This is a genomic window from Achromobacter kerstersii (assembly GCF_902859595.1).
GTDB classification, from domain to species: Bacteria; Pseudomonadota; Gammaproteobacteria; order Burkholderiales; family Burkholderiaceae_B; genus Achromobacter; species Achromobacter kerstersii.
Genome location: NZ_CADIJQ010000001.1, coordinates 1466631 through 1491404, shown reverse-complemented (window position 1 = coordinate 1491404; position 24774 = coordinate 1466631). Strand labels below are relative to the sequence as shown.

Sequence of the window (24774 nt, the reverse complement as noted above, 5' to 3'; positions counted from 1 at the left end):
GTGGTCGTTGTGGTCGTTGTGTTTGTTGTGTTTGTTAGGTTTGTTTTTCTTGTTGTCAGTAAACCACTGGTTTACATTAACCAGTAATTAACTCAATGTAGGCAAGACTTCTTCCATGCACAAGCATCTATCGGAAAACCGCGCGTTTGTAACGATCGGTGTTTTTCATCGTCGTGCTTGCGCGGAGCTTTTCAAACGGTGGCGGGGAATTGCCGCGGCTGAAGGGGCGTGAACATGACCGAAGACAGCTTTGCATTTCGCTTGAAAGAGCTGCTTGAACACAAGCAACTGACACTCCAAGCCGTCGCCACGGCGCTCAACGTGTCGCGCCCCGCCGTCCATAAATGGACCAAGGGCGGCGAGATCGATTACGAAAAGCTGCGCAAGCTGGCGGCGTTTGTGGGCGTGAACTGGATCTGGCTGCGCTACGGCGAGCAGGCGCGGGAGGAGGCAGGCGCATCAAGCGCGGTGGCGATGCCCATGACCGATACGCGCCGCCGCTACATGGCCGAGATCATGGAAAGCGAAACGCGCATGAAGCTGGCGCAAGAGGGCGCGCGCATCGTCACGTGGGAATGGAACCTGATCACGGACGACGTCAGCTACTCGTCCAACGTTGAAGCCGTGTACGGCTGGCGGATTGTCAGCAACGAGAGCTTCTGGAAGCACGTGCACGCCGATGACGTGCCGATGATGAACGCTGCGTACGAGGAATCGCTACGCACGGGCAATGCGCACGAATTCGACTTTCGCCTGATCCAGCCGGACGGCAGCCTGCGCTGGATCTCGTCGCGCGCGACGCCCGTGCGCGACTTTGATGGGCGCATCGTCAAGATCGTGGGCATCAGCATGGACAACACCGCGCGCAAGCTGACGGAACAGTCGCTACGGGATCAGCAGGCGCGATTCGAAGCGGTGTTTGAGTTGACGGTGCAGGGGATGGCGCTGCTGGATGCCGACCTGCGCTGCGAGTCCGCCAACACGGCGCTGGCGCAGATGCTGGGCTACGGCAAGGCAGAGCTGATGGGCGACGGGCTGATGAGCGTGTTTGCCGATGGCGGGGCGCGTTTGAAGAAGATGCGGCACGGCAAGCCTACCGCTGCCTTTGGCGCAAAAATGCGCGCGAAGGATGGCGGCGCGCAGAGCGTGCGGGTGCGCGCTGTGCTGACGCGTGACAACGACGGGGCGGCCGCGTACTTTGCGTTGGCGGTCGAAGAAGGATGAGCGCGGAGCAGGCCAGCTAGCGGTGAAGGCTAGCTCGCGGTGAAGACTAGCTAGCGGTGAAGGCTAGCTAGCGGTGAAGGCTAGCTAGCGGTGAAGGCCTGCTCGCGGTGAAGACCAGCTGGCGGTGACGGCCAGATTAAGGCCCCAGACACGCCCGCCCTTTATCCTTCGCCCCTTTATCCCTCATCCTTTATCCCTCGCCCTTTATCCTTCGCTCCTTACTCCCCGCGACGCTGTACGACCAAATTGCTGACGAAGATCTGCACCACCTCATCCTTCTGATTCAGCGTTGTCGTGCGCGCCTTCACCAAGCCTTGCTGGGGGCGCGTCTTCGACGGCCGCACCTCCAGCACTTCGCTTTCAATCCTCAATTCATCATCCGGGCGTACCGGCATCGGCCAGCGAATTTCGTCCACGCCCGCGCCGATGATGCCGCCTGCCGGTTTGAATTCGCTGGCGACCAGCAGTTGCATGGTCAGCGCGGCGGTGTGCCAGCCGCTGGCGGCCAGGCCTTTGAATAGCGTGGCGCTGGCGGCGTCTTCGTCCAGGTGAAACGGCTGCGGGTCGAATTCTGCGGCGAAGGCTTTGATGCGTTCCCGGGTGACGCGCACGCGGGCGGCGCCGATGAAGCGTTGTCCAGGGGTCAGGTCTTCAAGGTAGTGCTCGGCCATGTCGGTTTGCTCCGTCAAATAGGCGGGGAATGCGGGAATAACGAAGAATCAGCCGGCGGCTTTCGGCGCCAAAGACGCCAGCAGTTCGCTGCGGCAGGCTTCGAGGATTTCGTCGGCCAGGGGGGAATCATCGGGGCAGGCGCGCGACAGCGCGACGGCGCCAATCACGTGCGCCAGCAAATCAATGCGCTTGGCGCGGGCGCGCTTGGCGGTTGAATTCGGGTCCGCAGCCAGCTCTGAATCTTGCGACGCAACGTCGTCCTTGCCCAGCACCGCCAGCATGTCTTCGATGCCCGCCGCGAAGGTGGCCTTGACGTCGTCTGTCTGGCGCGCGGCGTCGCCGCATAGGGCGGCCATGGTGCAGCCAGCGCCGCGTCCGTCGCGGTGCGCGCGTGACACGTAGACGTTGATGAACTTGGCCAGGTCCATCTGGCCCGTCATTGCCTGGGACTGCGACAGCCCCGATGCCGCGGTTTCGGCCATCAGGTCGGCCTTGGACCGGAAATGTTTGTAGAAGCCGCCGTGGGTGAACCCGGCGGCGGCCATCAATTCGGCCACGCCGACGCCGTCGTAGCCGCGCTCGCGGAAGAGCGCCGATGCGGTCTCAACGATGTGCGCCCGGTTGGCCTGCGCCTGCGCCTTGGTTACCTTCATTTCATGACCTTCATATGGTGACCCTTATTTCGCGAGTCTTAGTTCTCGAGTCTTAGTTCGCCAGTCTTAGTTCGCGAGTCTCATTTCCTGAGTCTTAGTTCGCCCGCTTCATTTCGCCAGCCCGATGCCCTGGGCCTACACGTCAATGCTGCGTCCAGGCAGTGAATATACATTGATGTCGATCATCATCAAAGTGCTTGACGATTTAGATGTTGATCATCATCATTAACGCCGTTGACCGACCCAGCAAGCGCCGCGACCCGCCCAAGGCACCGCCTTCGGCCCCGGCGATCAACCCTTTTCGACGGACCCCTGACCATGACCGACAACGCTTTGTTCCAGCCCTACACCCTGGGACCCCTGACGCTTTCCAACCGCATCGTGATGGCCCCGCTGACGCGCAACCGCGCCGAGGCGGGCTTTGTTCCCAGCCGGTTTGCCGCAACCTATTACAGCCAGCGCGCCTCGGCGGGTTTGTTGATTGCCGAGGCGACGCAGATCTCGCAGCAGGGGCAGGGGTATCAGGACACGCCGGGGATCTACACGGCTGCGCAGGTCGAAGGTTGGCGGCAGGTGACGCAGGCCGTGCATGCCAAGGGCGGCAAGATATTCCTTCAGCTGTGGCATGTGGGCCGCGTGTCGCACGTGGACTTGCAAGAGAACGGGGCCGCGCCCGTGGCGCCGTCCGCCATTCGCGCCGAGACCAAGACGTTTGTGAACAATGGCTTTGAGCCGGTGTCGGCGCCGCGCGCGTTGGCGCTGGACGAGCTGCCCGGCATCGTCGAAGACTTTCGTCAGGCGGCCGCGAACGCCATTGCGGCGCGCTTCGATGGCGTGGAAATTCACGGCGCCAACGGCTATCTGCTTGAGCAGTTCGCCAAGGACGGCGCCAACCAGCGCAACGACGCGTACGGCGGTTCGGTGCAGAACCGCGCCCGGCTGTTGCTTGAGGTGACTCAGGCGGTGGCGGATGAGGTCGGGGCTGACCGCACGGGCGTGCGGCTTTCGCCGGTGTCGCCCGCGAATGGCATTTCGTGCAGCGATCCGCAGGCGCAGTTTGACTACATCGCCGACCAGCTCAATGCGCTGGGCGTGGTCTATCTGCATGTGGTGGAGGGCGCCACGGGCGGCCCGCGCGACGTTGCGCCGTTTGACTACGGTTCGCTGCGCCAACGCTTCAAGAACACCTATATCGCGAACAACGGCTATGGCTTGGAGCTGGCCGAAACCCAGCTCGCCCAAGGCCATGCCGACCTGTTCGCCTTTGGGCGTCCGTTCATCTCCAACCCGGATCTGGTCCAGCGCCTGAAGACCGGCGCGCCGCTGGCGCAGTTGGACCCGGCCACGCTTTATGGCGGCGGCGCGGCAGGCTACATCGACTACCCGGCGCTGGCCGACGCCGACGCGCGTTGATCCGCTGCCTATCGCGGCGTGTTCCGTTCCACTTTACAAAGAGAATCGCAAGATGACTTCCCCTACCGTTTTGATTACCGGCGCGTCCTCGGGCATTGGCGCCACCTACGCCGAACGCTTTGCACAGCGCGGCCACGACCTGGTGCTGGTGGCGCGTGACGTCGCCCGGCTTGAGGCCGCTGCCGCGCGTTTGCGGCAAGAGCACGGCGTGGCGGTCGACGTGCTTGCCGCAGACCTGACGCGCGAAGAAGACCTTGAGCAAGTCGAGGCGCGGTTGCGCGACGATGCCCGCATCCAGATTTTGATCAACAACGCCGGCGCCGCCCAGACGGGCAATTTTGTCGCGCAAACCCCCAAGGCGGTCGCGCAATTGGTGGGGTTGAACAGCACCGCGCCCACGCGCTTGGCCAGCGCGATTGCACCGCGTTTGGCGCAAGCCGGCACGGGCGCCATCGTGAATGTCGGTTCGGTGGTGGGTTTCATGCCGCAGTTCGGCATGGCGGTTTATGGCGCCACCAAGGCCTATATGTTGTTTCTGTCGCAGGCGTTGCACGAAGAGTTGTCGCCCGCCGGCGTCTATGTGCAGGCCGTGCTGCCCGCCGCCACGCGCACCGAAATCTGGCAACGCGCGGGCATCGACATCAACGCGCTGCCGGAAGTGATGGACGTGGGCGAGCTGGTGGATGCGGCGCTGGTGGGCTTTGACCGGCGCGAGACCGTGACGATTCCGCCGCTGCATGAGGCATCGCGCTGGGAGGCGTTGGACGGGGCGCGGCAGGCGCTGCTGGGCGATATCAAGATGGCCAGCGCCGCCGCCCGCTACAAGATGGCCTGATGAGCCGATGGGCGGGCCGCGTCGTTCCCGACATGCCCGCCCATCGTTGCCGCGTTGACGATTGAAGCATTGGCGACCGAAGCCGCGTCACAAGATCACGTCACCGTGACCGAGATTTTGCGGGGCTGTGCTTCGCGCAGCCGCGGAATCTGCAACGTCAGCACGCCGTGCTTCAAGTTGGCCGAGATATTGTCCTTGTCCAGGTCATGGCCCAGCGTGAAGCTGCGGCGGAACAACGGTTCGCGCAGTTCGTTGTGCACCAGGCGCACCTCGGCCGGCACCTGCACTGCGGCTTCGCCTTCGATCAACAGTTCGTTCGCCTGCACCTTGATCGACAGCCTGTCCTTGGACACGCCGGGCAGGTCGGCCAGCAGCGTAATGCCGGTGGCGTTCTCGTAGATGTCCACGGCGGGCAGGGTGGCTGCGCGGTTGCTCTCGTTCGAGACCTTGGTCAAGGATTCCGAGCCGCGCGTGGCGGCCACTTGGTTGCGTTCTTCCATGATGATCCTCCTGTGTCGTCGGCCAGTGTTCATTGGATGGAAATCAGGCGCGGCTTGGCGGATTCGCGCTTGCCGATGGAAATGCAAAGGCAGCCGTCGGTGTAGCGCGCCTGGATGTTTTCCGGATCGGCGTCGCTGGGCAATTCCACCACGCGGCTGAAACGGCCATGTGCGCGTTCGCGTGCGTACAGGGTGGCTTGCCCGGCAGGTTCTTCTTCGCGCCGTTCGCCGGAAATCGTCAGCAGGCCTTTTTCCATGGTGACCTCAAGCGCGTCCGGGTCTATGCCCGGCACAAACGCCACGACTTCAATCGAGTCGGCGCTTGCGCCCACGTTCACGGGCGGAAAGCCTGCGCGCGCCGTGGACCGCAGGTTGGAAGGCGCGGTCGAAGATCGCAGGATGTTGTCCAGCTGTTGCAGGGTGTCCAGGGCGGAACGGATGCCGCTATCGAAAAATGGATACGTTGCCATGTTCGTCTCCCGATAAAGGTCTGGTTCAGACGGGCGTAGGACGCTGCTGCATGGAGTTCTTTCAAGCTGCGCTACCCCGCCATAGCGCAAATGTGGGATCGGGTTTGCAAGTTTCAAGAGGCCGTGCGGCAGCGTCAGGCTTCAAACAGCGCCTTTTCGTCCGCGAACACCTGGATCAGATAGTCCGCCACCGTCTGGATCGGCGCGTCCTTGCGGTCTTGCCGGCGCGTCAGCAGCACGATTTCGCGCGGGGCAGGCGGGGCTTCCAGGGGGCATGCTTGCAGCCCTGGCGTGGTGCGTCCGATGTAGTGCGGCAGCAGCGCAATGCCCACGCCGGACTGCGCCGCCAAGGCCTGCGCCACTTGATTGTTGGCGCGAAAAATCATGCGCGCGCGCGGAAAGCGGCGGGCCAGCCACGCCGCTTCGGGCAGATAGGCATTGGCTTCGTCAAAGCCCACAAACACCGGTTCGGCGCCGCTTTCCATACGTTTGCAAAGCGCCGGTTCGGCATAGAAGCCAAACCCCATGTGCCCCAGTGTTTTCGCAATGAAGTCGCCGTCTTGAGGGCGGCCCAGCCGTACCGCGATGTCGGTGACATGCCGCTCAAGGCTTACCGAGCGCAAATCGGTGGCCAGGTCGATATCGATGCCGGGATGCCGCAGCGGCAGCTGGGCAAGCCTGCCGACTAGAAAACCCTGCGACAAGGCGGGCGGGGCGTTGATCCGCACCAAGCCCCGTAACGCGCTGTCCGCGCCGCCTCTGCCCAAGGTGTGGACGGCGGCTTCCATGTCGCTGGCGGCGGCCAGCGCATGCGAGCCGGCGGCGGTCAGCACGTAGCCGTCGGGCCGGCGTTCGACCAGCGTTTCGCCCAGGGTGGCCTCAAGCGAGTGCAGCCGCCGGGAAATCGTCGAATGGTTGGTCGACAACGCCCGCGCGGCGGCCGACAGGCTGCCGTAGCGCGCAAGCGCCAGGAAAACACGGATGTCCTGCCAGTCGGGGTCTGTGCGTTTTTTATCAGCCATTGCGCAAGATTAGCGGATTTTCGAACAGCGCCGATACGCCTAATGTTCCTCTCACACCAACCACGTTAAGAAGGAAACATCATGAGCAACGAACAGAAGGTCGCCATCGTTACGGGCGCGTCGCAAGGGCTGGGCGAGGGCATCGCCCGGGCATTTTTGGATCGCGGTTACCGGGTGGTGGGAACGTCGCGGTCGATCCAGCCGTCGGACGACCCCAACTACCTGACCATCGCCGGGGATATCGGCGACCCGGCCACGGGCAAGGCTGTGGTGGAGCAGGCGCTGGCCCGCTTTGGGCGGGTGGACACGCTGGTGAACAACGCCGGCATTTTCATCGCCAACGCGTTTACCGCCTATACGGAACAGCAGTACCGCGACATGCTGTCGACGAACCTGGCCGGCTTTTTCTACACGACGCAGCATGCCGTGGACGCCATGTTGAAGCAGGGCGGGGGCCACATCGTGCAAATCACCACGACGCTGGTGGACCACGCCAATTCCAACGTGCCGTCCGTGCTGGCGTCGTTGACCAAGGGCGGGCTGGCCGCCGCCACGCGCAGCCTGGCTATCGAATACGCGACCCGGAATATTCGCGTCAATGCGGTGTCGCCCGGCATCATCAAGACGCCCATGCATGCGCCCGATTCGCATCAGGCATTGGCGGCTTTGCATCCCATGAAGCGCCTGGGCGAAATTGCCGACGTGGCGCAGGCGGTGATGTATCTTGAGGACGCCGGTTTTGTGACCGGTGAAATCCTGCATGTTGATGGCGGGCAGGTGGCGGGCGCCTGACCTTCAACATTCACGACCCTCATCCCCCCGCGGCAACGCTTGATTCAAAGGAGAACAACATGCCCTACGTCAATATCAAGGTCACGCGCGAAGGCACCGCGCCCGGCGCAACGGCGACGACGCCCGAACAGAAGCGCGCGCTGATCAAAGGCGTCAGTGATTTGCTGTTTGAGGTGCTGGGCAAGCCGCACGCCTCCACGTTCGTCGTGATTGACGAAGTCGAAATGGAAAACTGGGGCGTCGGCGGCGTCACGGTGCCGGAATACCGGGCGCAACAGGCCAAAGCCGACAAGCCCTAGTGGCAAGCGGCCGCCGTTAGCCCTGGCGGGCCATGATGCTCAAGGCCACCGCTTCGGCGATCTTGATGCCGTCTACGCCCGCCGACAGAATCCCGCCGGCATAACCCGCGCCTTCACCCGCCGGGAACAAGCCCTTGGTGTTCAGGCTTTGCAGCGTGTCGTTGTCACGCTTGATGCGAACGGGCGACGACGTGCGCGTTTCCACGCCGGTCAGCACGGCGTCGTGCATGCCGAAACCCTTGATGGTCTTGTCGAACGCCGGCAGCGCTTCACGAATGGCCGTGATGGCGAAGTCGGGCAGTGCGGTGGCCAGGTCGGTCAGATGCACGCCCGGCGTGTACGACGGCAGCACGGAACCGAATTCCGTCGACGCCTTGCCATCCAGAAAATCCCCCACCAGCTGACCCGGCGCGCTGTACGTTTCGCCGCCCAGCACATACGCCTGCGATTCCCACTTGCGCTGAAAGTCCACGCCGGCCAACACGTGTTCGGGGTAATCCACCTCGGGTGAAATGCCCACCACGATGCCGGCGTTGGCGTTGCGTTCGTTGCGCGAGTACTGGCTCATGCCGTTGGTGACGACGCGGTTCGGTTCCGACGTGGCCGCCACGACGGTGCCACCCGGGCACATACAGAAGCTGTACACCGAGCGCCCGTTGCTGGCGTGGTGCACCAGTTTGTAGTCGGCCGCACCCAGAATCGGGTGGCCGGCGCTGGGGCCGAAGCGGGCGCGGTCGATCAGCGATTGCGGGTGTTCGATCCGGAAGCCGATCGAGAACGGCTTGGCCTCCATGAACACGCCCTGCTCGTGCAGCATCTGGAACGTATCGCGTGCGCTGTGGCCGATGGCCAGCACGACGTGGTCGGCTTCGATGTGTTCGCTGCTGGCAAGCGTCACGCCCGTCACCTGGCCGTTTTCGCGGTGCAGCGTTTCAACCTTGCTGGAAAAGCGCACTTCGCCGCCCAGCTTGGTGATGGTGTCGCGCATGACTTCCACCATGCCCACCAGGCGGAACGTGCCGATGTGCGGCTTGCTGACGAACAGGATTTCTTCCGGTGCGCCGGCCAGCACGAATTCTTTCAGGACCTTTTCCCCGTAGTGCTTGGGGTCTTTGATCTGGCTGTAGAGCTTGCCATCCGAGAACGTGCCTGCGCCGCCTTCGCCGAACTGCACGTTCGACTCCGGGTTCAGGATACGTTTGCGCCACAGGCCCCAGGTGTCTTTGGTGCGTTCACGCACCGCCTTGCCGCGTTCCAGGATGAGGGGCTTGAAGCCCATCTGCGCCAGGACGAGTCCGGCGAACAGGCCACAGGGGCCGGTGCCGATGACGATGGGGCGCTTGCTCAGCGTGGCGGGCGCTTGGGCGACGAATTTGTATTCGGTGTCGGGCGTCGGCTTGACGTGGCGATCATCGTGAAAGCGCTGAAGCAGCGCGGCTTCATTTTCGATGTCGATATCCAGCGTGTAGGTCAGCAGGATATTGTGTTTCTTGCGCGCGTCGTAGCTGCGCAAAAAGATGGTGAAGCCGCGCAGATCGCTGGCCGGTACGCCTAGTTTCTTAAGAATCGCGGCAGGCAATTCTTCGGGCGTGTGGTTCAACGGCAGCTTGATTTCAGACAGTCGCAACATGCTTTGGTCCAGAGGGTGGGCGATCACAACGTCGCCAAACCCCGGATTGTACTGGAGCGATTATGGCGTGACGCCGCCCTTTCTCCACCACGGCGTACCCACCCCCGGCGCCGTCATGTTCACCCGCACGCCCATCATGGGTGTGGTCAGCGAGACGTCATTTTCCTTTGCCAGCGCCATGATCCGTTCGAACGGTTCTTCCCACGGATGCAGCGCCAGATCAAAGGTGCCGTTGTGAATCGGCAGCAGCCAGCGGCCACGCAGATCCTGATGCGCTTGCAGCGTTTCTTCGGGCTGCATGTGGACGAAAGCCCAGCGCTTGTCATAGGCGCCGGTTTCCATCAGCGTCAGGTCGAAGGGGCCGTAGGCGTCGCCGATGGCTTTGAAGCCGTCGAAGTAGCCGCTGTCGCCGCTGAAGAACACGCGGAAGTCGGCGTCCTGGATGACCCATGACGCCCAGAGGCTGCGGTCGGTGTCGGCGAGGCCGCGGCCCGAGAAATGTTGGGCCGGGGTGGCGGTCAGGCGCAGGCCGTCGGCGTCGGTGGATTGCCACCAGTCCAGCTGTTCGACGCGGGCGGGGTCCACGCCCCAGGCGATGAGCTGGTCCCCCACACCCAGCGGCGTGATGAAGCGGGCGGTTTTGCCGGCCAGCTTGGCGATGGCGGCGCGGTCCAGGTGGTCGTAATGGTTGTGCGACAGGATCACGCCGGCAATGGGCGGCAGGTCTTCAATGGAGATCGGGGGCGCATGGAAGCGCGCGGGGCCTGCCCATTGCACGGGGGACGCGCGTTCGGAAAACACCGGGTCGGTCAGCCAATAGCGGCCGCGCAGCTTCATCAGAATGGTCGAATGCCCCAGGCGGTACAGGCTGCGGTCGGGCGCGGCTTCCAGCGCTGCGATGTCGATTGCGCGCACGGGGATGGCGCGGTCCGGCACGGTGTGCTTGGGCTTGGCGAAGAAGAACGTCCAGGTCAGTTTCAAGCCTTGCCAGAAGCCCAGCGACGGGCGCGGCAACGGGTTGCGAAAGCGGCCGTCCCGGTGTTGGGGCGATTCGGCGTAGCGGGGCGGCGAGGATTGCGGGCAGGAGGTCAGGGCGGTCACGGTAAGCATTCCAGGCAGAAAAATTACACTGCGCAGTGTAGTTTCGTTTTTCTGAAAAGTACACTGACCAGTGTAAAATCCGCAGCACGTTAACCCGTCGAGCCTGAAGCCGCCATGCCCCGTCCCCCCCAACGCCTGACCGATCGCAAACGCGAGGCCATCGTGCGGGCGGCGGTGGAAGAGTTTCGAACGGCTGGCTTTGAGGCCACCAGCATGGACCGCATCGCCGCCGCGGCGGGCGTGTCCAAGCGCACGGTCTACAACCATTTCCCCAGCAAGGAAGAACTGTTCTCTCACATCCTTGAAGAGCTATGGGCCAGCAGTATCGCCAGCGTTGATCTCCCGTATCGGGCCGACGTTGCCCTGGACGAGCAGTTGCGGCAGTTGCTGATGCAAAAGCTCGCGCTGCTGGCCGACCCGAATTTCATTGATCTAGCGCGCGTGGCGATGGCCGAAATCATCCATTCCCCCGAACGCGCGCAGGGCATCGTGTGCCGCATGGGTGAAAAAGAGGGCGGCGTGACGGCGTGGATACGCGCGGCGATTGCAGACGGGAAGCTGACCGATGTGGACCCGGACTTTGCCGGGCACCAGTTGCAAGGGCTGGTGAAGAGCTTCGCCTTCTGGCCCCAGGTCACGCTGGGGCAAGCGCCGCTGGGCGACGCCGAGAGCAAGCGCGTGGCGGATGCGGCGGTGGAAATGTTTTTGGGGTGTTATGGGCGGCGGGGGTAACCGCCGCGGCCGCAGACATCGTCACTAGCGCCCGTCGCCACCTTGATTGAAGCGGGGCCTGTCTATGCTGGCTGAACGGCCCCAATGCCCCCTTGTTCATACACGCCCCACGCATCTTGCGCGCTGGCGTTTTGATGAATCATCGCCATCAGCGCCTGCACCACCGCTTGCGGGTTGGCATGTTGGTAGACGTTGCGCCCGTATACCAAGCCCACCGCGCCTTGGTCGAGCAGTTCGCGCGATCTTCCGAATACGCGTCGCAGATCTTCCCGGCCTCCGCCGCGCACCAGTACCGGGCAGCGTGCGGCTTGCACGACGTGGTGGAAGTCTTGGGTGTGGGTGGTGGGGTCGGCCTTGATGATGTCGGCGCCCATTTCGCGGGCAAGGCGCACCAGGGTCACGATTTTTTCGGCGTCGCCATCGACCATGTACCCGCCTTTGGCGGAGTGCGGCGCCATGACCAGCGGCTCGATCATCAGCGGCATGCCATAGCGGTCGCAGTCGGCCCGCACTCGGGCGATGTTCGCGACGCATTGGCGGAACAGGTCGGGCTCGTCGGGCAGCATGAACAGATTGACGACGACGCAGGCTGCGTCCATCTGGATGGCGGGCAGCACGGGGTCCTGCGTGTTTTGCAATACCGCCCACATCACGCGGTGCGTGGTGGCGTTGTAGGGGTTGCCCATGTCCAGGCGCATCACCAGCGCCGGCTTGTCGCGGCCGGGGCGGTGTTGCAGCAGGTCGGCCTGGCCGAAGTTGAGCTGGATCGCGTCGGGCCGCGCGGCAGCCAGTTGCTCGATGACGGCGGGCATGTCTTCCAGGCCATCCAGGAAGCTGGGTTCGTTGCAGACCCCGTGGTCCACGGCGATGTCCAGGCAACGTCCGCGGTTCAGCAGTCGGTTCAGGCGGGCGGTTTTATCTTGCGGCATCTTGGCGTCCTTGATGTGGGAGGGGGCGGCGCATGCGGAGAATCGGATGCAGCGAATCGGATTTAGGGAAACGGATGCAGCGAATCGGATGTGACGAATCTGATGTTCAGTCCAGCGCAGAGAGATGGCATTCCGCCGCCGTGTTGATAGCAGCGATGGCGTCGGCGTCCAGGCTGATGGATGCCGCGCCCGCGTTCTGGCGCGCCTGCTCTGGCGTGCGCGCGCCGCACAAGGCCAGCGTGACGCCGCCCGGGCGCGTGGTCCAGGCGATCATCAGTTGCGCCAGCGAACATCCGATGCGTTGCCGCACGGGTTCCAGGTCCTGGAAGAAGGTCTGTAGCCGCAAGCGGTTGGCGGCGGAAAAACGCGGGTTGCCTGCGCGCTGGTCGTCGCCGGTGAATTGGCGCGCCGGGTCGATCGGGCCGGCCAGCAGGCCTAGCGCCAGCGACGAATAGCCTAGTGATGCCACGCCATGGTCCCGGCACAAGGGCAGCAGGCTGGACTCAAGGTCGCGATCAATCAGGCTGTACCGTTCCTGGATGGCGTCGACCTGGCCATGTTGCAGGTATTCCGCCAGGGTGTCGGCAGACACGTTGCTGACGCCGATGGCGCGGATCTTTCCCTGCCGCTTAAGCGTCAGCAAGGCGTCCATGGTCTCAGCGACCGGCGTGGTGCTGTCTTGCCAGTGCGTGATGTACAGGTCGATGTAGTCAGCCTGCAAACGCGCAAGGCTTTGTTCGACTTCATGGAAGATCGACTCGCGGCCAAGAAAGCGGTGCACGGGCTTGCCGTCTTCGTCAAAGAAATGCGCGCCTTGCCGGGTGTGCCACACCAGCCCGCATTTGGTCGCGATGATGGCGTCGTGGCGGCGGCCTTTCAGGGCCGTGCCCACCAGGGACTCGGCATGGCCCAGGCCATAGGCGGGCGCGGTGTCGATCAGGCGCACGCCTGCGTCAACCGATGCGCGGATGGCGTCGATGGCGGCGGCGTCATCGCCGCCTCCCCACATCCAGCCGCCCATTGCCCAGGTGCCCAGCCCGACGGATTCGCAGGTGATGCCGGATGCGCCCAATGTGGTGATGTTCATCGGTGTCCCTTCTTGACGTTCATAAGATGATCGACGGTGACGGCGGCAAGCAGAATCAATCCTTTGACCACGTCTTGCCAGTACGGTGATACGTCCAGCAGGATCAGCGAGCTGGTCACCACCGACAGCAGCGCCAGCCCCAGCACGGCGCCCAGCACGGTGCCCGAGCCGCCTTTCAGGCTGGCGCCGCCAATCACGACGGCGGCGATGACGTTCAGCTCCATGCCCAGGCCGAAGGTGGGCGTGGCGGCGCCGAAGCGCGCGGTGTAGACCACGCCCGCCACCCCCGCCAGCGCCGAGCACAGCACGGTGACCCAGAATTTCACGTGGCCCGTGCGGATGCCGGAATAGAGCGCGGCTTTCTCGTTGCTGCCGGTGTAGAAGACCTTGCGCAGCAGGGCGGCGCGGCGCAGCGCGAAGTCGCTGATAAGAACAATCGTGGCGAAGATCAGGATCACCGCCGGGATGCCGCCGATGACGCCCTGGCCAATGAATTTGAACTGCGCTGGTAGCGAAAACAACGACTGCGGCGTGCCTTGTGTGATGGCCAGCGACAGGCCCCGCACGATCACCATGAAGGCCAGTGACGCGATGAAATGGCTGAGCCCGATCCGGGTAACGCACAAGCCGATCAGCGCGCCCACGACGGCGCTTGCGCCAATGGCGGCCAGGCTGGCGGTCCAGGGGTCCACCCCCATCAGAAACAGCTTGCCGGTTATCACCATGGCCATGCACACGACGGAACCCACTGACAGGTCGATGCCGCCCACGATCACCAGCAAGGTCATGCCGACCACCACGATGCCTTCTATGGAGAAGGACAACAGCATCGCCCGGATGTTCTCCCACGTCAGGAAGTGCGGCGACGCGAAGCTCATGCCGATGGCCAGCAAGGCGATGATCAGCAGCAAGCCCGCTTCACGCATGCTTGCCAGCTTGTGCCGCAGCTTGCTTTCGGGCGCGGGCCGGCGGGCCGTGAGACCGGCCTCGGGCATCAGCGCCGCGTCGGCCGAGGGGGAAGGTTTAAGTTCGGACATCAGATTGTCTCCTCGGCGGTGAGCCCCGACGCCAGTCTTAGCAGGCGCTCTTCGCTCATTTCGCTTGCTGCCAATTCACCGGCCAGCCGGCCGTCGCGGATCACCAGCGCGCGGTCGCACAGGCCGATGATTTCGGGAAGCTCGGACGAAATCACCACCACGCCCACGCCCTGATTGGCCAGGTCGCGCAGGATGTGGTGAATCTCGGACTTCGCGCCCACGTCCACCCCGCGCGTGGGTTCGTCCATCAGCAAGATGGCGGGCCGGGTCGCCAGCAGTTTTGCGATGGCTACCTTTTGCTGGTTGCCGCCTGACAGGCTGGCGGTGTCGATGGCCACGCCGTCAGACTTGAGCTTCAAGCGCGCGCCCAATTCCAGCGCCAGCCGCCGTTCGGCTTGCCGGCGCAGCAGCCCGAAGCGTGAGCTGATGCGCTTGAGCGCCATGGACGATACGTTCTGTTCGATGGGCAGCTCCAGGAACAGGCCGGCGGCCTTGCGGTCTTCGCTCAGGTAGGCGATGCCGTGGCGCAGGGCGTCGCCATAGCGGCGCAGCCGCAGCAGCTTGCCGCGCAGGCGGACTTCGCCGCGGCGTGCGCGCCGCAAGCCGCACAGCGTTTCCGCGAGCTCGGTGCGGCCGGCGCCCATCAGGCCGGACACGCCCAGGATTTCTCCGCGTTTGAGCGTGAACGAAATGCCGTGCACGGCAACGTCATCGGCGATGTTGTCGACTTGCAGCAGCGGGGCGTCTGCGTTGTCATCGCCCGCGTTATCGCCTTGCTTGGGCGGGTAGTAGCTGCCCAGGTCCCGCCCGACCATGGCGCGCACCAGCGCATCGGGGGTCAAGTCGGCAAGCGGGGCGCACAGCACGTCGCGCCCGTCGCGCAGCACGGTGACGCGATCGCAATGCTGAAAGATCTCGGCCATGCGATGGCTGATATAGATGATGCCGATCCCCTGCGCCTTCAGGTCGTGCAAGACGCGAAAGAGGGCGGCGGACTCCACTTCGGTCAGCGCCGCGGTGGGTTCGTCCAGGATCAGCACCTTGCAGTTCAGCGTCAGCGCCTTGGCAATTTCCACCAGTTGCTGACTGGAAATGCCCAGTTCGTCCACGCGTAGCGCGGGGTCGATGTCTTGCCCCAGCCGGGCCAGCACTTGGGCTGCGCGGGCATTCAGGCTGGCGAAGTCCATCCAGGCGCGCGGGCGCGTGGAAATTTCCGGCATGAAGATGTTTTCCGCCACCGTGGCGTCGCCGCACAGCGCGATCTCTTGGTGGACCAGCCCGATGCCCAGTTGCATGGCGTGCGCGGGGCCGTTGATGACCACGCGTTCGCCATCCAGATGGATGTCGCCTTCGTCGGGCGTGTAGATGCCGTCGATGATCTTCATCAACGTTGACTTGCCGGCGCCGTTCTCGCCGCACAGGGCATGGATTTCGCCCCGTTGCAGCGAGAAGTGCACGTCGGCCAGCGCCCGCGATGCGCCGAAGCGCTTGGCGATGCCGTGTAGCGCCAGCAGTGGCGGAGGCGCGCTCATTCGTTAATGCCCTTGGTGCCGCGGCGGGCCAGGTATTTATCCCAGTAAAAGTCGTCGGCGTTGGCCTTGCTGACAATCGACAGGCCATTGTCCAGGAACGGCACCGCCATCGGATTGGTGCCGTTGCGCTTGGCGTCGTTCATGGGGTCGATCAGTTGCTGGTTGCGCGCCAGGAACAGCAGCATCATGCCCATGTAGCCCTGCACGCCCTGGTTCGGGTTCACGGAGCCATAGACTTCGCCCGACTTGATCATGTCCAGAATCTTCGCGTTGACGTCGCAACACAGCACCTTGATGTTCTTCTTGGTCTCGATGCTGGCCTGCGCGGCGCCCAGCGCGGAATTCGCCTCGGGCATGAAAAGCGCGGCCAGGTTGGGATTGGCTTGCGCCAGGCTCAAGGTGGCTTGATACGCCTTGTTGGGGTCTTGATTGCTGGCCGCGCGGCCCACGAGCTTCATGCCCGGGTATTTGGTCTTCATGCGGTTGATGAAGGCGGCGATGCGGCGGTCGTGATTGTCCTGCCCCGGGTTCTCCAGCACGGCGTAATCGCCCTTGCCGTTCAAGGCGGCTGCAATGGCGTCGGCAGCCTGCACGCCTTCGCGTTCGTTGTCGGACGTGACGAACGACACGCGCTTGGAATTGGGGGAGTCGGCCGCGAAGGTGACAACCGGGATGCCCATGGCGGCCGCGCGGTTGATGGGTTCGATGAAGGGGTCGGGGTTCATCGGATGCAAAAGGATGCCGGCGGGCTTGCGCGCCAGCTCTTGTTCAAACGACGCCAGTTGTTTGTTGACGTCGTACTCCGGCGTGCCGGAATAGCGCGTCTTCACGCCAAGGGTCTGACCCAGCTGCTTCATCATTTCGTACACCGGGAACCAGTACTCCACCCCGGACACCATGACGTTCATCACATATACGTCGTTGTTGGCGCCTTTCAGCCCGGTTCCTTGCGCTGCGGGCGCGTTTTGGGCAAAGGCATTGGCTCCTGCCAGGCTGGCGCCCGCAGCAGCTACGGTCTTCAAGAAATCTCTTCTCATGTTGCGCTCCTTTTCCTCGCATTGATCCAATGCCTGGTGGCTCGGATACCCGGTGGCGTGGACCTGATTGGTCCAACTCGTTGTTATGACATCGACTGAACTATATGGCAGCGTAATTATTTCTTTTACTAGGGGAAACACTGCTATCCTGCGAAAAATATCTGTAGACAATGTCATAACATGAACGCCGACATATTCCTGGGTATCGACATGGGGTCCACGGGCCTGAAGGCAGTTGCCTTCGAGGCCGGGACGGGAGCCACGCTGGCCGCTTCGGGGGGCGCGTTGCCGTATACGCACCTGCCTGGTGGGGGATGCGAACTGAGCGCGGACGCCATCGAATCCGCGCTGATGCGCGCCCTGCGCAGCGTGGCCGAACAGTTGGGGCCACGCGTGGTCAACATACGTGCCTTGAGCTGCACCGGCCATGGCGCCGGGCTCTATGCGCTGGACGAACAAGGGCGGCTGTTGGCGGGGCGCGCCGTGGCTTCCACTGACCAGCGCGCCGCCGCTCGCGCCCGCACCGTGGCGCAGCGCTGGGGCGACGCCTTGTATCAGGAGGTGGGTTGCCGGCCTTGGGCGGGCCAATCCAGCTTGATTGCTGCTGAGCTGTTCGATGTGCATGGCGGCGAGCACCGGAAGATCCGGCAGCTGCTGTTCGCCAAGGACTACCTGACGTTCCTGTTAAGCGGCGAAGCGGCCACCGACGCCAGTGATGTCAGCACGGCGGGCTTGCTGTCTTTGGATTCCGGCGCGTGGTCGGCGATGGCGTTTGAGGCCGCGGGCTTGTCCGACCTGATGGCGCGAGCGTTGCCGCCCATCGTGCCTGCCGGCACGGTTATCGGGCGCCTGTTGCCGGCACGCGCCGCCGCCTGCGGCTTGCCGGCGGGGCTGCCCATTGCGGTGGGCGCGATTGATTTGTTGGCATCGTTGGCCGCGGTGGGGGCGGTAAAAACCGGCCACGCGGTGGCGGTGTTTGGCACGTGGTGCGTGAACGCGGTGGTGGCGCCCGCGCGCGAGCCCAAGCCAGACGTGGGCGCCATCGTGCGGTTCGGCCCCGCCAGCCAATGGCTCTATCTAGAGAACAGCCCGTCGTCGATGGCCAACGTGGCGTGGCTGGCGCGCACGATGCCGTTCACCGATGCGGCGGCCGTCGGTGCAGCTGCCGTGGTGGACTGCGCGATGTCGGCGCGGCTGGGCGCCGAGGGCCTGCGTTTTCTGCCTTTCATCAATGGGGGCGGGGTAGCGGCAGGCGCCACGGCGGGGTTCGTCGGCTTGAAGGGGCACCATGGCCGAGCGCACATGGCGCGCGCCGTGATCGATGCGGTGGTGGCCTTGCATGCCTGGCATTTGAAGCGCCTGGCGGCGCGCGGCCTGGGCGTGCCGGCGGCGGTGGGTGCGGGTGATGGTGCGGAGGTGGGCACGGCGGTAGGCGCGGCGGTGGGTGCGGCGGCGGGTGCGCGCATTGCGGCCTTGGGCGGCGGTGCGCGCGACCCTCGGCTGGTGCAATTGCTGGCGAATTTTCTGGGGCATCCCGTGCAGCGCTGCGGCGACGACGAGACCGGCGCGCGCGGTGCGGCGGGCTATGCGGCGCTGTCGCAAGGGGCGTGTGCGGACGATGTGTTGCCGGTGCGCTGCGTCACGGTCGAACCCGAAACGGCCGCCCTGCAAGCGCATGCGGAATATTTCGCCGGGTTTGAAGCGCTGATCGGCAGCATGGCGCCCGCCTTTGAACAACTGGCAAGGCCCGCGCCATGACGGCCGCCAACTTGCCGGAAATGTCGCCGGCCACCTTGCCCTATGTGCGCCCCGCCTCCTTGGCGGGCCGCCACTTTTCAACGGTCATCGTAGGGGCGGGCATCAATGGCGTCGGCGTATTCCGCGACCTATCACTGCAAGGCGTGGACTGCCTGATCGTGGACAAGGGCGACTTTGCCGCCGGCGCCAGCAGTGCGCCGTCGCGGATGATTCACGGCGGGCTGCGCTATCTGGAAAGCGGCGCGTTCGGTCTGGTGGCGGAAGCCACGCGCGAACGCAATCTGCTGTTGCGCAATGCGCCGCATCTGGTGCGCCCGCTGGAAACCGTGGTGCCGCTGTCCAGCCGTTTTGGCGGATTGCTGGGCAGCGTGCTGCGCTTTGCGGGATTCGCCGCGTCGCCTGGCGCCCGAGGCCTGTTTGTTGTGGCGTTGGGCTTGCGGCTTTACGACCGCCTGGGGCGGCGCCAGCGCGTGATGCCCGGCCATCGCATTGCCCGAACGCCGCTTGCGGACGCGTCCCTGTTCGGGGATTCGGTTCGCTGGACGGCCACCTACTTTGATGCCTGGATCAGCCATCCCGAATGGCTGATTCAGGAATTGATGGCGGATGCCCACGCCGACCAACCCGCGTCGCTGGCCGCCAACTATTGCTGTGTGACGGCCTGCCGGGGCAAGACGCTCACCTTGCACGACGAGATCTCGGGCGAGACGGTGGACGTCACCGCCGATACCGTCGTCAACGCCACCGGCGCCTGGCTTGACCGGTCAGCCGGCGCGTTGGAAGGGGCGGGCTCGCGCGTCATGGGCACGAAGGGATCGCATCTGATTCTGGATCATCCGGCCTTGCGCGCGGCGTTAGCTGGGCGCATGGCGTACTTCGAGGCATCGGACGGGCGCGTCTGCATCGTCTATCCGTTCATGGACCGCGTGCTGGTGGGCTCAACCGATATCCCTGTCGATGATCCTGACCTGGCGGCAACCGAACCGGCCGAAATCGATTACCTGCTGGACGTGCTGGGCGAGGTCTTTCCGCGCCTGCAATTTGCGCGCAAAGACGTGGTCTACACTTACGTCGGCGTGCGCCCGCTGGCGCAGTCAGATGCCGACAAGCCCGGGCAGATTTCTCGCAGCCATGCAGTGGCGGTCGATCCGCCAAACGCAGTGCGCACGGTACCGCTGATATGCCTGGTTGGCGGCAAGTGGACCACCTTCCGCTCGCTGGCCGAGCTGGCCGCCAATCACGTGTTGGCGCAACTGGGCCTGCCCCGGCTGCGCACGACCGAGACGCTGCCCATTGGCGGCGGCGCGGACTGGGCCTTGGATGCCGCCAAGCGGGGCCACTGGATAGACAACGTGCAGGCGCAGTCGGGCCTGCCGCGCGCGCGCATCGCAGAGCTGGCGGACCGCTACGGTTCCCGCGCGGCCGTCTTGGCGCAGGCCTTTGCGGCAGCGGGCGATACGCCCTTGCAGCATGCGCCGGCCTACTCGGCCGCCGAGATCCGCATGCTGTGCCGGGACACCGGGGTGAGGCATCTGGCTGATCTGGTGATCCGCCGCACCTTGTTGGCGATAGGCGGGCGCGTCAGCGCCGCGCTGTTGGAAGAACTGGCGGATGTGGCCGCCGCGGCGCTGGGCTGGAGCGCCACGCGCCGGCGCGAAGAGTGGCTGGCCTGCGCCGCCACGCTGCGCGACCGGCATTTTGTAGACCTTGCCGCAAGCAAGGAGGCATCGGGGTCAAGCCTGAACGCCGCCGTGCCTGCGGATTCGATTTCAAGCCCCATCACGACATGAGCAGCTCCATTTCCACCCAAGACACCCTGGACCGCAACGCCGGCGCACCGCTCTGGACGCAGTTCCGGGATGTGGTGCGCAGCAAGATACTTCAGGGCGAACTGGCGGTAGGCGCCAAGCTGCCCACCGAGGCCGAGTTCGGCGAACAGTACGGCATTTCCCGGATCGTGGTGCGCGAGGCCTTGGCGGATCTGGTGCGCAATGGGCTGATCTACAAGATCCGAGGGCAGGGCGCCTTCGTGTCGGCGCGCGAACGCGATGAGGATTTCGTGTCGACCGTGCTGGGCTTTTCAGATGAAATGGCGCGCAAGGGGCGCACCGTGCGTACGCAGGTGCTGATGCAGGAATTGCGCGCGCCGACTGCGCAAGAAGCGTCGTCCTTGGCGTTGACCGATGCGGACATGGTGGTGGCGCTGAAACGCCTGCGCAGTGTCGATGGGGAATTGCAGTTACTGGTGGAAACGGCGGTGCCGGCCGATCTGGCGCCGGGCCTGCATCGTGCCCGTTTGGAAAACCGGTCTTTGTATGACGTGCTGCGCCGTCAATATGGCCTGCGCATCGTGCGCGCCGAACGGTGGATAGATGCAGTGGCCCCCGATGCGCAAACCTGCGAACTCCTGGGCATGGCCAGCGCTGAACCGCTGCTGCGCATCGAGTCGATTGCGTATGGGTCCAATGGGCGGCCCTTGGAATACTACCGGGCGCTGCACCGCTGCAAGTCCAGCCGTCTGCATGTGCAGACCACGACTTGATGCGCTGGGCGCGCTGGATGTGCTGCACGCGCTGAGCGTGTTGTACACACAGAACGCGCCGAACACGCCGGCCGTACCCCGCGTGACTTAAAACAGATTCAGCGCCCGCGCCACCCACAGCCCCAGGCCGATGGCGATGCCAATCAACAATGTGCGGCGAAATCCGCCACGCGCCGGCACTGCGCCGGGCGACAGGGCTGTGCCGGCGTTGATGGCCGGGGGCGCAAGCGGCACCGCCCGTGATATTGGCCGCGTCGTTGTGGCGGCAGGCGAATCGGCGCCATCGCCTTCGGTTTCAATCGTGAATGCGGGCTTGCCGCTACGCGCCGCAGCGCCGCCGCCCAGCTCGCTCACGTCCACGCCTGCGCTTTTCAACATGCCCCACAAGCCTTCCATGCCCTGGCTGCTGCGCAACGCTTCGATGCGTTCGCGTTCCGCGCGCGGGACGTCGTCCAGGCTGTCGTAGCGGCGGCCGTTCACGGTGACCGCACCGTTGTCGATATCGACCTTGAACGTTTCGCCATTTTCAGTGCCGGCGTAGCTCCATTTTTCCGACACGCTGACGCCGTCCATCTTGCCGTCCAGCAATTCTTCAATGCTGGCTTGTTGTTCCGGCGTCAGGTCAGTGGCGGAACTCCAGCTGCGGGTGGTCGTCGAACTTTTCCAGACTTTCGTGTTGTCGCTCATGCTCGCTATCCGTGAAGGTTCCTGTCGCGGAATATACAGAATCCATTCACCTTGCTGTCAGAAAAGCCCGCTTTTGCGGGCTTCTTACTTTGTCCTTAAAGCAAAACACTTTTCCATGTCAAGAAATTGAAACTGATCTGGTCATTCGAGCGGATCAGATGCGTTTCTAGGCGCATAATGCGTGCACCTTCTCTTACGTCCCTTTTCAAGAGCAGGGTTTGATTTCAGTCAGTACAGAGCGTGTTGTCACTAGCTCGGCAGTTCGTGTTTCCAGGGTTCATGTTCGGTAGCGCGCTAGGACAACTTGGAATATTCACGGAGAAGTCTATGACAGATGATGCAAAGCCGCGCCGGCGGTTTCTGCAAGCGTTGGCCATTGTGCCGGCGTCGACGTTGGCGGTAGGTGCACTCACCACCGGCTGTACCAACGCGGCAGATGGCAAGGTCGCCCAGGCCAAGCCTTACGAGCCCACCTATTTCACCAAGCCCGAATGGGCCTTCATCGTTGCCGCGGTGGATCACCTGATCCCCGCCGACCAGTATGGTCCGGGCGCGATCGAAGCCGGTGTGCCGGAATTCATTGATCGTCAGATGGAAACGCCGTTCGGCCACGGCAAGCTCTGGTACATGCAAGGCCCGTTCCACCCCGATCAGGTGCCGGAACTGGGTTATCAGCTGAATCAGAATCCGCGCGAGGTCTATCGCCACGGCATCGAAGCCTGTGACGCCTGGTGCGTGAAGACGCATGGCAAGGTGTACGCCGAACTGGATAAAGGCCTGCAGGAGCAGATTCTGAAGGATCTGCAAGGCGGCAAGATCGAGTTCGAAAGCGTGCCTTCCAAGACGTTCTTCAGCTTCCTTCTGTCCAACACCAAAGAAGGTTTCTTTGCCGACCCGATCTACGGCGGCAACAAGAACATGGTGGGTTGGAAGATGGTGGGCTTTCCCGGCGCGCGTGCCGACTATATGGACTGGGTTGACCAGCCCAACGTGAAGTACCCCTATGGCCCCGTGTCGATTTCTGGGGAGAAGGGTTAATCATGGCGATCAAGAAAGACAAAGTAGATGCGGTACTGGTTGGCTTCGGCTGGACCGGCGCGATCCTCGGGCAGGAACTGACCGAAGCGGGCTTGCAGGTGCTGGCGCTGGAACGCGGCGGCATGCAAGACACCCCGAAAGACGCCGAATACCCCAAGGTGATCGACGAGCTGGCGTACTCCGTGCGCGGCAAGTTGTTCCAGGACCTGTCCAAAGAAACCGTGACGATCCGCCATGGCGTGGATGACGTTGCCGTGCCTTACCGCCAGAACGGTTCGTTCCTGCTGGGTACGGGCGTGGGCGGCGCGGGCTTTCACTGGAACGGCATGCACTATCGCGTGTTGCCGGAAGAGCTGGAACTGCGCACACGCTACGAAACCCGCTACGGCAAGAAGTTCATTCCGGAAGGCATGACCATCCAGGACTTCGGCGTCACCTACGACGAATTGGAACCGTACTTCTCCAAGTTCGAATATGTGTGCGGCACGTCGGGCAAGGCCGGTAACCTGAACGGCAAGATCGTTGAAGGCGGCAACCCGCTGGAAGGCAAGCGCAGCAAGGAATTCCCGCTGCCCGCGCTGCCCAACACCTATGGCGCGCAGCTGTTCGAGAAGGCCGCGCGCGAGGTCGGGTTCAACCCGTATCCGGCGCCTGCCGCCAATGCCTCGGGTCCGTACACGAACCCGTATGGCGTGCGCCTTGGCCCCTGCAACTTCTGCGGCTTCTGCGAAAACTACGGCTGCTACATGTATTCGAAGGCATCGCCGCAGACGACGATTCTGCCGGTGCTCTTGAAGAAGCCCAACTTCGAACTGCGCACGCATTCGCAAGTCATCAAGGTCAACCTGGATTCGACCGGCAAGAAGGCCATCGGTGTCACGTACATCGACGCCCAAGGCCGCGAAATCGACCAGCCGGCCGACCTGGTGATCTTGTCGGCGTACCAGATGCACAACGTGCGTCTGTTGCTGCTGTCGGGCATCGGCAAGCCGTATGACCCGAAGACCAACGAAGGCGTGGTCGGCAAGAACTATGCGTATCAGATGAACGGCGCGGTTAACGTGCTGTTGCCCAAGGGCACCCAGCTGAACCCGTTTGTGGGTACCGGCGCGGGCGGCGTGGGCATGGACGATTTGAACGGCGACCAATTCGACCACGGCCCGCTGGGCTTTGTGGGCGGCGCCAGCATCCGCCACGTGCGCTACGGCGGCCGTCCGATCAAGCAGACGCCGACGACGCCGGGCACGCCGTCGTGGGGCACCGCCTGGAAGGCCGGCGTGCAAGACGCTTACCAGCGCTTCATGACGATCGGCATTTCGGGTTCGGTGATGTCGTACCGCGACGCTTATCTGTCGCTGGACCCGACCTACAAGGACGCCTACGGCCAGCCGCTGCTGCGCATGACGTTCGACTGGCACGACAACGAGTTCGACATGCTGGGCTACATGGGCAAGCGCATGGAGACCGTGGCCAAGGCCATGAATCCCGAGAAGCACTTCGTGGCGGTGCGCAAGAAGGGCGCGCGGTATGACACGCGCGTCTATCAAAGCACGCACAACACGGGTGGCGCGATCATGGGCTCGAACCCCAAGGAAAGCGTGGTCAACAAGTACCTGCAAAGCTGGGATGTGCCGAACGTGTTCGTGATGGGCGCCTGCGTGTTCCCGCAGAACATGGGCTACAACCCGACCGGTCTGGTGGGCGCCCTGGCTTACTGGGCCGCGCAGGCAATTCGCGACCAGTATTTGAAGAACCCCGGCCCGCTGGTCCAGGCTTAAGGAGAC

The 24774-nt window shown here is 63.8% G+C and carries 24 protein-coding genes; 11 read left to right on the top strand and 13 right to left on the bottom strand.

The features are described from left to right. Positions 1 to 234 precede the first annotated feature (234 nt). On the top strand, positions 235 to 1224 hold the full coding sequence (locus HV765_RS06555) for a PAS domain-containing protein (protein WP_175169162.1): 990 nt from the start codon (positions 235 to 237) through the stop codon (positions 1222 to 1224). A 218-nt stretch (positions 1225 to 1442) separates the two neighbouring features. Here the strand turns inward: HV765_RS06555 and HV765_RS06550 are convergent, their stop codons facing one another. Together HV765_RS06550 and HV765_RS06545 are read right to left on the bottom strand one after the other, a co-directional pair. Continuing rightward, positions 1443 to 1895, bottom strand: coding sequence for a MaoC family dehydratase (locus HV765_RS06550; protein ID WP_054421420.1), 453 nt, complete (start codon positions 1893 to 1895; stop codon positions 1443 to 1445). A gap of 48 nt (positions 1896 to 1943) precedes the next feature. After that, positions 1944 to 2549, bottom strand: coding sequence for a TetR family transcriptional regulator (locus HV765_RS06545; RefSeq protein ID WP_175169161.1), 606 nt, complete (start codon positions 2547 to 2549; stop codon positions 1944 to 1946). 318 nt (positions 2550 to 2867) lie between these two features. Here HV765_RS06545 and HV765_RS06540 point away from each other — a divergent pair, with 318 nt between their 5' ends. Then, positions 2868 to 3962, top strand: coding sequence for an alkene reductase (locus HV765_RS06540; RefSeq protein ID WP_175169160.1), 1095 nt, complete (start codon positions 2868 to 2870; stop codon positions 3960 to 3962). Positions 3963 to 4014: 52 nt separating this feature from the next. Beyond that, positions 4015 to 4797: an SDR family NAD(P)-dependent oxidoreductase gene (locus HV765_RS06535; RefSeq protein WP_175169159.1), complete on the top strand. Its 783-nt coding sequence runs from the start codon at positions 4015 to 4017 to the stop codon at positions 4795 to 4797. A 95-nt stretch (positions 4798 to 4892) separates the two neighbouring features. On the opposite strand, the gene HV765_RS06530 is transcribed toward HV765_RS06535, so the two are convergent. The 3 genes from HV765_RS06530 to HV765_RS06520 form a co-directional block, all read right to left on the bottom strand. Beyond that, on the bottom strand, positions 4893 to 5297 hold the full coding sequence (locus HV765_RS06530; RefSeq protein ID WP_054421423.1) for an Hsp20/alpha crystallin family protein: 405 nt from the start codon (positions 5295 to 5297) through the stop codon (positions 4893 to 4895). Positions 5298 to 5326: 29 nt separating this feature from the next. Beyond that, positions 5327 to 5767 (bottom strand): Hsp20/alpha crystallin family protein, encoded by a 441-nt coding sequence (locus HV765_RS06525; protein ID WP_054421424.1) that lies wholly within the window; start codon positions 5765 to 5767, stop codon positions 5327 to 5329. 134 nt (positions 5768 to 5901) lie between these two features. Further along, on the bottom strand, positions 5902 to 6789 hold the full coding sequence (locus HV765_RS06520; protein WP_054421425.1) for a LysR family transcriptional regulator: 888 nt from the start codon (positions 6787 to 6789) through the stop codon (positions 5902 to 5904). Positions 6790 to 6870: 81 nt separating this feature from the next. Between HV765_RS06520 and HV765_RS06515 the strand changes: the two genes are divergently transcribed. Continuing rightward, complete coding sequence (locus HV765_RS06515) at positions 6871 to 7581, top strand: SDR family NAD(P)-dependent oxidoreductase (protein ID WP_175169158.1); 711 nt, start codon at positions 6871 to 6873, stop codon at positions 7579 to 7581. 59 nt (positions 7582 to 7640) lie between these two features. Then, positions 7641 to 7880 (top strand): tautomerase family protein, encoded by a 240-nt coding sequence (locus tag HV765_RS06510; RefSeq protein ID WP_054421427.1) that lies wholly within the window; start codon positions 7641 to 7643, stop codon positions 7878 to 7880. A gap of 16 nt (positions 7881 to 7896) precedes the next feature. On the opposite strand, the gene HV765_RS06505 is transcribed toward HV765_RS06510, so the two are convergent. Continuing rightward, positions 7897 to 9510 (bottom strand): NAD(P)/FAD-dependent oxidoreductase, encoded by a 1614-nt coding sequence (locus HV765_RS06505; protein ID WP_175169157.1) that lies wholly within the window; start codon positions 9508 to 9510, stop codon positions 7897 to 7899. Between the two features lie 60 nt (positions 9511 to 9570). Then, entirely contained in the window at positions 9571 to 10620 is a 1050-nt protein-coding gene (locus HV765_RS06500) for an MBL fold metallo-hydrolase (protein WP_054421428.1), read from the bottom strand. A 105-nt stretch (positions 10621 to 10725) separates the two neighbouring features. On the opposite strand from HV765_RS06500, the gene HV765_RS06495 reads away from it, so the two are divergent. Then, entirely contained in the window at positions 10726 to 11343 is a 618-nt protein-coding gene (locus tag HV765_RS06495) for a TetR/AcrR family transcriptional regulator (RefSeq protein ID WP_175169156.1), read from the top strand. Between the two features lie 62 nt (positions 11344 to 11405). Here the strand turns inward: HV765_RS06495 and HV765_RS06490 are convergent, their stop codons facing one another. The 5 genes from HV765_RS06490 to HV765_RS06470 form a co-directional block, all read right to left on the bottom strand. Then, positions 11406 to 12272 carry a class I fructose-bisphosphate aldolase gene (locus HV765_RS06490; protein ID WP_175169155.1) on the bottom strand — a complete coding sequence of 289 codons (867 nt, stop codon included), beginning with the start codon at positions 12270 to 12272 and terminating at the stop codon, positions 11406 to 11408. Positions 12273 to 12378: 106 nt separating this feature from the next. Continuing rightward, on the bottom strand, positions 12379 to 13359 hold the full coding sequence (locus HV765_RS06485; RefSeq protein WP_175169154.1) for an aldo/keto reductase: 981 nt from the start codon (positions 13357 to 13359) through the stop codon (positions 12379 to 12381). Then, complete coding sequence (locus HV765_RS06480) at positions 13356 to 14354, bottom strand: ABC transporter permease (protein ID WP_175169536.1); 999 nt, start codon at positions 14352 to 14354, stop codon at positions 13356 to 13358. Before HV765_RS06480 ends, HV765_RS06485 begins: the two co-directional genes overlap by 4 nt. Before the next feature lie 41 nt (positions 14355 to 14395). Further along, positions 14396 to 15928, bottom strand: a complete 1533-nt coding sequence (locus HV765_RS06475) for a sugar ABC transporter ATP-binding protein (RefSeq protein ID WP_175169153.1) — start codon at positions 15926 to 15928, stop codon at positions 14396 to 14398. Then, complete coding sequence (locus HV765_RS06470; RefSeq protein WP_054421433.1) at positions 15925 to 16965, bottom strand: substrate-binding domain-containing protein; 1041 nt, start codon at positions 16963 to 16965, stop codon at positions 15925 to 15927. The genes HV765_RS06475 and HV765_RS06470 overlap by 4 nt, the downstream gene beginning before the upstream one ends. Positions 16966 to 17145: 180 nt before the next feature. On the opposite strand from HV765_RS06470, the gene HV765_RS06465 reads away from it, so the two are divergent. From HV765_RS06465 to HV765_RS06455, 3 genes are read left to right on the top strand one after another with little or no spacing between them, the layout of a single operon-like run. After that, a complete protein-coding gene (locus tag HV765_RS06465; protein WP_175169152.1) occupies positions 17146 to 18723 on the top strand; it encodes an FGGY family carbohydrate kinase in 1578 nt (525 codons plus the stop codon). 20 nt (positions 18724 to 18743) lie between these two features. Then, positions 18744 to 20513, top strand: coding sequence for a glycerol-3-phosphate dehydrogenase/oxidase (locus tag HV765_RS06460; RefSeq protein WP_175169535.1), 1770 nt, complete (start codon positions 18744 to 18746; stop codon positions 20511 to 20513). Beyond that, on the top strand, positions 20510 to 21265 hold the full coding sequence (locus HV765_RS06455) for a GntR family transcriptional regulator (protein WP_054421435.1): 756 nt from the start codon (positions 20510 to 20512) through the stop codon (positions 21263 to 21265). Before HV765_RS06460 ends, HV765_RS06455 begins: the two co-directional genes overlap by 4 nt. Before the next feature lie 87 nt (positions 21266 to 21352). On the opposite strand, the gene HV765_RS06450 is transcribed toward HV765_RS06455, so the two are convergent. Next, a complete protein-coding gene (locus HV765_RS06450; protein ID WP_175169151.1) occupies positions 21353 to 21952 on the bottom strand; it encodes a hypothetical protein in 600 nt (199 codons plus the stop codon). Positions 21953 to 22279: 327 nt separating this feature from the next. On the opposite strand from HV765_RS06450, the gene HV765_RS06445 reads away from it, so the two are divergent. Together HV765_RS06445 and HV765_RS06440 are read left to right on the top strand one after the other, a co-directional pair. After that, positions 22280 to 22990 (top strand): gluconate 2-dehydrogenase subunit 3 family protein, encoded by a 711-nt coding sequence (locus tag HV765_RS06445; RefSeq protein ID WP_054421437.1) that lies wholly within the window; start codon positions 22280 to 22282, stop codon positions 22988 to 22990. A gap of 2 nt (positions 22991 to 22992) precedes the next feature. Then, positions 22993 to 24768 carry a GMC family oxidoreductase gene (locus tag HV765_RS06440; RefSeq protein WP_054421438.1) on the top strand — a complete coding sequence of 592 codons (1776 nt, stop codon included), beginning with the start codon at positions 22993 to 22995 and terminating at the stop codon, positions 24766 to 24768. The last annotated feature ends 6 nt before the right edge of the window (positions 24769 to 24774 follow it).